The following is a 7,150-nucleotide window of genomic DNA, read 5'->3' as shown; positions in this document are numbered from 1 at the left end:
GCGCCGACCCGTCGGGTGCCGGCCCCTGAGGGACCGGCCGGGGCGACTCAGAAGGAGTCGATCGCGCTGTTGAGCGTCTTGGAGGGACGCATCACGGCCGCGGCCTTGTCGCCGTCGGGCCGGTAGTAGCCGCCGACGTCGGCCGGGTTGCCCTGCGCCGCGACCATCTCGTCGACGATCGTGGCCTCCTGGGCCGCGAGCTGCTCGGCGAGCGGGCCGAAGACCTCCGCCAGTGCGGGGTCCTCGGTCTGCTTCGCCAGTTCCTGCGCCCAGTAGAGGGCGAGGTAGAAGTGCGAGCCGCGGTTGTCGATCCCGCCGATGCGGCGCGAGGGGCCCTTGTCCTCGTGGAGGAACGTCTCGGTCGCGCGGTCCAGGGTGTCCGCCAGGACCCGGGCGCGGGGGTTGTCCTCGGCCTTGGCCAGGTGCTCGAAGGACGCCGCCAGGGCGAAGAACTCCCCGAGGGAGTCCCAGCGCAGGTAGTTCTCGGCGAGTAGCTGCTGGACGTGCTTCGGGGCGGAGCCGCCGGCACCCGTCTCGAACAGCCCGCCACCGTTCATCAGCGGCACGATCGAGAGCATCTTGGCCGACGTGCCGACCTCGAGGATCGGGAACAGGTCCGTGTTGTAGTCGCGCAGCACGTTGCCGGTCACCGAGATGGTGTCCAGGCCCTCGCGCATGCGGTCCAGCGAGTACCGCGTGGCCTCGGCCGGGTTCATGACCAGGATCTCCAGGCCGTCCGTGTCGTGCTCCGGCAGGTACTGCTCGAGCTTCGCGATGAGGTTGGCGTCGTGGGCACGCGTCTCGTCCAGCCAGAACACCGCCGGGGCGCCGGACTCGCGGGCGCGACGCACGGCCAGCGCGACCCAGTCGCGGATCGGGGCGTCCTTGGTCTGGCAGGCGCGCCAGATGTCGCCGGCCTCGACGTCGTGGGAGGTGAGCACGTCGCCGGCGGAGTTCACGACCTCGACGGTGCCGTCGGCGGGGATCTCGAAGGTCTTGTCGTGCGAGCCGTACTCCTCGGCCTTCTTCGCCATGAGGCCGACGTTCGGGACGGAGCCCATCGTGGCCGGGTCGAGGGCGCCCTTGGCCTTGCAGTCGTCGATGACGGCCTGGTACACGCCGGCGTACGAGGAGTCGGGGATGACGGCGAGCGTGTCGTGCTCGGCGCCGTCGGGCCCCCACATGTGGCCGCCGATGCGGATCATGGCGGGCATGGACGCGTCGATGATGACGTCGGAGGGCACGTGCAGGTTGGTGATGCCGCGGTCCGAGTCGACCATCGCCAGGGCCGGGCCGTCGGCCAGCCCCTTCTCGATGGACGCCTTGACCTCGGTGCCGTGCTCGAGCGAGTCCAGGCCCTTGAGGATGCCGCCGAGGCCGTCGCGCGAGGACAGGCCCGCGGCCTTGAGCTCGGTGCCGTACTTCTCGAAGACCTCCGGCAGGAACGCCTCGACGATGTGGCCGAAGATGATCGGGTCCGAGACCTTCATCATGGTGGCCTTGAGGTGGGCGGAGAACAGCACGTCCTCCGCCTTGGCCCGCTCGATCTGCTCGGCGAGGAAGGCGTGCAGCGCCTTGACCGACAGGAAGGTCGAGTCGACGACCTCGCCGGCCTCGACCGCCAGCCCCTCCTTGAGGACCTGCGTGCCCTCGGCGGTGCGCAGGCGGATGGTCAGCGTGTCCGCCGACGGGATGACGACGGACTGCTCGTTCGAGCGGAAGTCGTGGGCGCCCATCGTGGCGACCTCGGTCTTGGAGTCCGCGGTCCACTCGCCCATGCGGTGCGGGTGCGCCTTGGCGTAGTTCTTGACCGCCGAGGGGGCGCGCCGGTCGGAGTTGCCCTCGCGCAGCACGGGGTTCACCGCGGAGCCCTTGACCTTGTCGTACGCGGCGCGGGCCTCGCGCTCGGCGTCCGTGGCCGGCTCCTCCGGGTAGTCGGGGATCGCGAAGCCGGCCTCCTGGAGCTCGGCGACGGCGGCCTTGAGCTGCGGCACGGAGGCCGAGATGTTCGGCAGCTTGATGATGTTCGCCTCGGGCGTGGTGGCCATCTGGCCGAGCTCGGCCAGGGCGTCCTCGACCCGCTGGTCCTCGCCGAGGGTCTCGGGGAACTGGGCGAGGATGCGTCCGGCCAGGGAGATGTCGCGGGTCTCGACGTCGATCCCGGCCTTCGCCGCGAACGCCTGGACGATCGGGAGGAACGAGTAGGTGGCGAGCAGGGGCGCCTCGTCGGTGTACGTGTAGATGATCTTGCCGGCCGCAGGCCGGGACTCGGTGTTCATGCGCAGGTGCTCCTGGGGACGACGAGATGGTTTGATATCAAGATACTTTGCCGCCCGCGGCCGTGTCGAAACCACGCGGCGAGCGCCCGGGCGGCGGTGCGCGTGCGTTCCCATCGTGTCCGACGGCGCGGCTCCTGTCTCCCCGCGCGATCAGGCGCAGGCCCCACTACCGTCGTGACGTGCCCATCCGCCAGCTCCGGATCGCGTCCGCCACCCCCGAGGACGTCGGGAGTGCGCTGGCGACGCTACGTGCCGAGATCGGGCTCCCGGCGATGTACCCGGCCGAGGCGCGGGCGGAGGCCGAGGCCGCCGCGCGGGGCGACCTGAAGGACTTCCGCCAGGACCGGCGGGACATCGGCTTCGTGACGATCGACCCGGCCGGGTCGAAGGACCTGGACCAGGCCGTCCACGTGGCCAGCTCGGGTCACGGGTACATCGTGCGGTACGCCGTCGCGGACACCGCGGCCTTCGTCTCGCCCGGCGGGGCGCTCGACACCGAGGTGCACCGGCGCGGGGTGACCTACTACGGCCCCGACACCCGCTCGCTGCTCTACCCCTCCGTGCTGTCCGAGGGCGCGGCGAGCCTGCTGCCGGAGGAGGACCGGCCGGTGGTGCTGTGGACCGTCTCCCTCGACTCCTCCGGTGAGATCGGCAGCGTCTCCGTGACGCGCGCGGTCGTCCGTTCCCGCGCCCGGCTGACCTACGGCGAGGCGCAGACGGCGCTCGACTCCGGCACCGCGCCGGAGTCCCTGGTCCACCTGGCCGACGTCGGGCGGCTGCGCCAGCAGCGCGAACGGGACCGCGGCGGGGTCTCCCTCGACGTGCCCGAGCAGGAGGTCGTGCAGCGCGCGGACGGTTCCTTCGACCTGGAGCTGCGCCGGACGCTGCCCGTCGAGTCGTGGAACGCCCAGATCTCCCTGCTGACGGGCATCGCGGCGGCCCGGCTGATGCGCGAGGCCGGTGTGGGTCTGCTGCGCACGCTGCCGCCCGCCCAGGAGCAGGACGTCCGGCGGCTGCGTCGCACGGCGGCCGCGCTCGGGATCGACTGGCCCGACGACGTCCCGTACGGCGAGATGCTGTCGACCGTCGAGTCCCGCCGTGCCGCGCACGCGGCCTTCCTCACCGAGGCGACCACCCTCTTCCGGGGGGCCGGCTACCTGGCCTTCGGGGTCCCCGGGCCCGGCGGCGGGGCGCGGGTCGGGTTGCCGGACGACGCCCGCCACGCCGCCGTCGGGGCCGAGTACGCCCACGTGACGGCACCGCTGCGCCGCCTCGCGGACCGGTACGCGACGGAGGTCTGTCTCGCCCAGTCGGCCGGCCGGGACGTCCCCGGGTGGGTGCTGGAGGCGTTGCCGCACCTGCCGGGCACGATGGGTGCGGCCACGGCGCGCGAGGCCGCGTTCGAGCGGTCGTGCATCGACATCGTCGAGGCGGCGCTGCTCGCCCCGCGGGTGGGGCGCCGCTTCGAGGCCGTGGTGGTCGACGACGGCGGGGAGCCCCGGCCGGACGGCCTGCGGCGGGGCGAGGTGATGCTGCGCGACCCGGCGGTGCGGGCCCGGGTCCAGGGCACCGAGCTCCCGCTGGGCGAGCGGATCAAGGTCACCCTCGCCGAGGCGTCGGTGGCCGACCGCCGGGTGCTGTTCACCGCGCCCTGACCGTTCGGCCTATGGTGTCGCCATGCCTGCGCGACGACGGACCGATCCGGCGACCGGACGTGCCGCCGTCGCGTCCTGGCTCGCCGGGGACGCCGACCGGCGTACGACGACGACGGCGGTGCGGTTCACCCTCGAGGAGCTGGCCGCCGTCGCGCCCGGCAACGCCGTCGAGGTCCGCGTGCCCCCGGCCGGTGCCGTCCAGGCAGTCCCGGGGCCCCGGCACACCCGCGGGACGCCGCCCAACGTCGTCGAGACCGACGTCGACACCTGGCTCGGCCTCGCCACGGGACGGAGCCGCTGGGCTGACGCGGCGGCCGCGGGCAGGGTCCGCGCCTCGGGGGAACGCGCCGACCTCAGCGCGTGGCTGCCGTTGCAGGCGGCGCGCGAGCGCTGACCGACACGGCCTGTCGCCGTGCTTTCGTCGGTACCGACCGCTACTCTCGCGGCCACCCGCCCCCTGTCGGCATCACGCTCGTGACCTGCGGTTCAACTGGGGTTCACAGGATGCTGCTTCGCTGGGCGTCCTGTCATCCCTGCCCTGGAGGATCAGCGTGACCCGCACCTCATCTGCCAGACCCCCGCGCCGTACCGGGTACGCCGCGGTGCTGGCGGCCACCCTCGCCGTCCCGTCCGTCGCCGCGCTCCCCGCGGCCGCTGTGCCGTCCGTGGACGCGCCCGTCCTCATCGACGAGGTCTACGGCGGCGGCGGCAACAACGGCGGCGCTTACGACCGCGACTTCGTCGAGCTGTACAACCCCGGTGACGAGCCCGTCTCCCTGGACGGCTGGTCCGTGCAGTACGGCTCCGCCGGCGGGACCACCTGGTCCTCCCAGACGGACCTCACCGGTGAGATCCCGGCCGGAGGGTCCTTCCTCGTCGCCCAGGCGCCGGGCAACGACGACTCGCAGCCGGACCTGCCGACGCCGGACGTCGAGGGCGGCATCTTCATGTCCGGCTCCGGCGCCGAGGTGGCCCTGGTCCGCTCCACCGACCGTCTCGACTGCACCGGCAGCGCCTGTGCCGAGGTCGCCGACCTCGTCGACCTGGTCGGCTGGGGCTCGGCGAACACGTTCCTCGGTGCGGGCCCCGCGCCGGGGACGAGCAACGCCGTCTCGGTCGCCCGCGTCGAGCACAAGAACACCGTGGACAACGCGGCGGACTTCGTGACCGGTGAGCCCACCCCGCAGAACAGCGGGACGACGCCGGGCACCGACCCGGAGCCCGAGCCCGAGCCGGAGCCCGAGCTCGTGCCGATCGCCGAGATCCAGGGCACGGGGGACTCGTCCCCGCTCGACGGCCAGGACGTGACCACGCGCGGCGTCGTCACGGCGGCCTACCCGACCGGCGGGTTCGACGGCTTCACCCTGCAGACCGCCGGCACGGGCGGCGACCCCGCCGACGACGCCACCCCCGGCGCCTCGGACGCGGTGTTCGTCTACACCCGTGCGGGTGCCCAGGAGGTCGCCGTGGGCGACCACGTCGAGGTCACCGGCGAGGCCGGCGACTACTACGGGCTGACCCAGGTCTCCGCCGAGTCCTGGACGGTGCTGGACGAGGCCGCCGCACCGGTCGAGCCGACGGTCACGGGCTGGCCCGCCACCGAGCCCGAGCGCGAGGCGCTGGAGAACATGCTCCTCGCGCCCGCGGGCGAGTTCACCGTCACCGACAACTACTCGACGAACTCCTACGGCACCGTCGGCCTGGCGGCCGGGGACAGCCCCCTCGTGCAGCCCACGTCGGCGGGTCGTCCCGGGTCGGACGAGGCGGCCGCGCAGGCGGCGGAGAACGAGGCGCTCGCCGTGCAGCTCGACGACGGGTCGTCGTGGAACTACGGCAGCTCCTCGCGGAGCAGCACGCCGCTGCCCTGGCTGAACGGCACCGACCCGGTGCGCGTCGGGGCCTCCGTGACGTTCACCGGTCCCGTGGTCCTCGACTACCGGTACGGCGCCTGGTCGTTCCAGCCGCAGCAGCAGCTCACCGGGGAGAACGCCGACGGCGTGCAGCCCGCGACCTTCGAGAACACCCGCGAGTCCTCGCCGCAGGACGTGGGCGGTGACCTGCAGGTCGCGACGTTCAACGTGCTCAACTACTTCACCACCACCGGCGACCAGCTCGACGGATGCTCGTACTACACGGACCGCGAGGGCGAGCCGATCAGCGTGCGTGGCGGGTGCCTGGCCCGCGGGGCCGCGGACGCCGAGAACCTCGAGCGCCAGGAGACCAAGATCGTCGCGGCCATCAGCGCTCTGGGCGCGGACGTCGTGGCCCTGGAGGAGATCGAGAACTCCGCCGCGTTCGGCAAGGACCGGGACCAGGCGCTGTCCGACCTCGTCGACGCGCTCAACGCGGTCGACGGTGACGACACCTGGGCGTTCGTCCCCTCGCCGGCCGAGCTGCCGGCGGACGAGGACGTCATCCGCAACGCGTTCATCTACCGCACGGCCGGTGCCGAGCCGGTGGGCGAGTCGCGGATCCTCACCGACGCCCCGGTGGCCTTCCAGAACGCCCGTGAGCCGCTGGCCCAGGTGTTCCAGCCCGCGGGCGGCAAGACGGCGGCCGCCGTGGACGACGTCGTGGTGATCACCAACCACTTCAAGTCCAAGGGCTCGCTCGGTCCGTGGCCGGGGGACGTCGACAGCGGTGACGGGCAGGGCAACAACAACGAGTCCCGCGTCCGCCAGGCGACCGCGCTCGTGGAGTTCGCCGACGAGGTCGCGGCCGACGCCCGCACCGACCGCGTCCTGCTGGTGGGTGACTTCAACGCCTACGAGCAGGAGGACCCGATCATGGTGCTGACCGAGGCCGGGTACACGGACCTCGGTCCGACCACCGGCGAGTACACGTACAACTACGGCGGCCAGGTCGGCTCGCTCGACCACGTGCTCGCCTCGGAGGGCGCGCTCGAGGACGTCACCGGCGCGGACATCTGGAACATCAACGCCTACGAGCCGGTCGCGAACGAGTACACCCGGTACAACGACAACGTGACCCTTTTGTACGACGAGTCGCCGTTCCGGTCCTCCGACCACGACCCGCTGCTGGTGGGGCTGGACCTGGTGCCGGGTGCCCCGGCCTGGGCCGAGGACCGTGTCGCCGAGGCGCGCGGCACCCACGGCGGCTGACCTGCCGGTGAGCCGACCGGCGGTCCGGGCGGGCGCGTCATGACGACGCGCCCGCCCGGGCCGCCGGGTTCGCCACCGGGTGCTGTCGCCGGGG

4 protein-coding genes are annotated in these 7,150 nt (G+C 72.9%); 3 read left to right on the top strand and 1 reads right to left on the bottom strand.

The features are described 5' to 3' along the window. Positions 1-47 precede the first annotated feature (47 nt). A complete protein-coding gene (locus tag HLI28_RS05810) occupies positions 48-2,279 on the bottom strand; it encodes an NADP-dependent isocitrate dehydrogenase (RefSeq protein ID WP_171246550.1) in 2,232 nt (743 codons plus the stop codon). Positions 2,280-2,458: 179 nt separating this feature from the next. Here HLI28_RS05810 and HLI28_RS05805 point away from each other — a divergent pair, with 179 nt between their 5' ends. The 3 genes from HLI28_RS05805 (at position 2,459) to HLI28_RS05795 (ending at position 7,056) form a co-directional block, all read left to right on the top strand. Beyond that, the gene (locus HLI28_RS05805) at positions 2,459-3,934 is read left to right on the top strand and encodes an RNB domain-containing ribonuclease (protein ID WP_171246549.1); all 1,476 of its coding nucleotides are present in this window, start codon (positions 2,459-2,461) and stop codon (positions 3,932-3,934) included. 22 nt (positions 3,935-3,956) lie between these two features. Next, positions 3,957-4,328 (top strand): sterol carrier family protein, encoded by a 372-nt coding sequence (locus HLI28_RS05800; RefSeq protein ID WP_171246548.1) that lies wholly within the window; start codon positions 3,957-3,959, stop codon positions 4,326-4,328. A 157-nt stretch (positions 4,329-4,485) separates the two neighbouring features. Continuing rightward, positions 4,486-7,056: an ExeM/NucH family extracellular endonuclease gene (locus HLI28_RS05795; protein ID WP_171246547.1), complete on the top strand. Its 2,571-nt coding sequence runs from the start codon at positions 4,486-4,488 to the stop codon at positions 7,054-7,056. The last annotated feature ends 94 nt before the right edge of the window (positions 7,057-7,150 follow it).

Source organism: Isoptericola sediminis, assembly GCF_013085345.1.
Classification (GTDB): domain Bacteria; phylum Actinomycetota; class Actinomycetes; order Actinomycetales; family Cellulomonadaceae; genus Isoptericola; species Isoptericola sediminis.
This window is presented reverse-complemented; position numbering and strand designations above follow the sequence as displayed.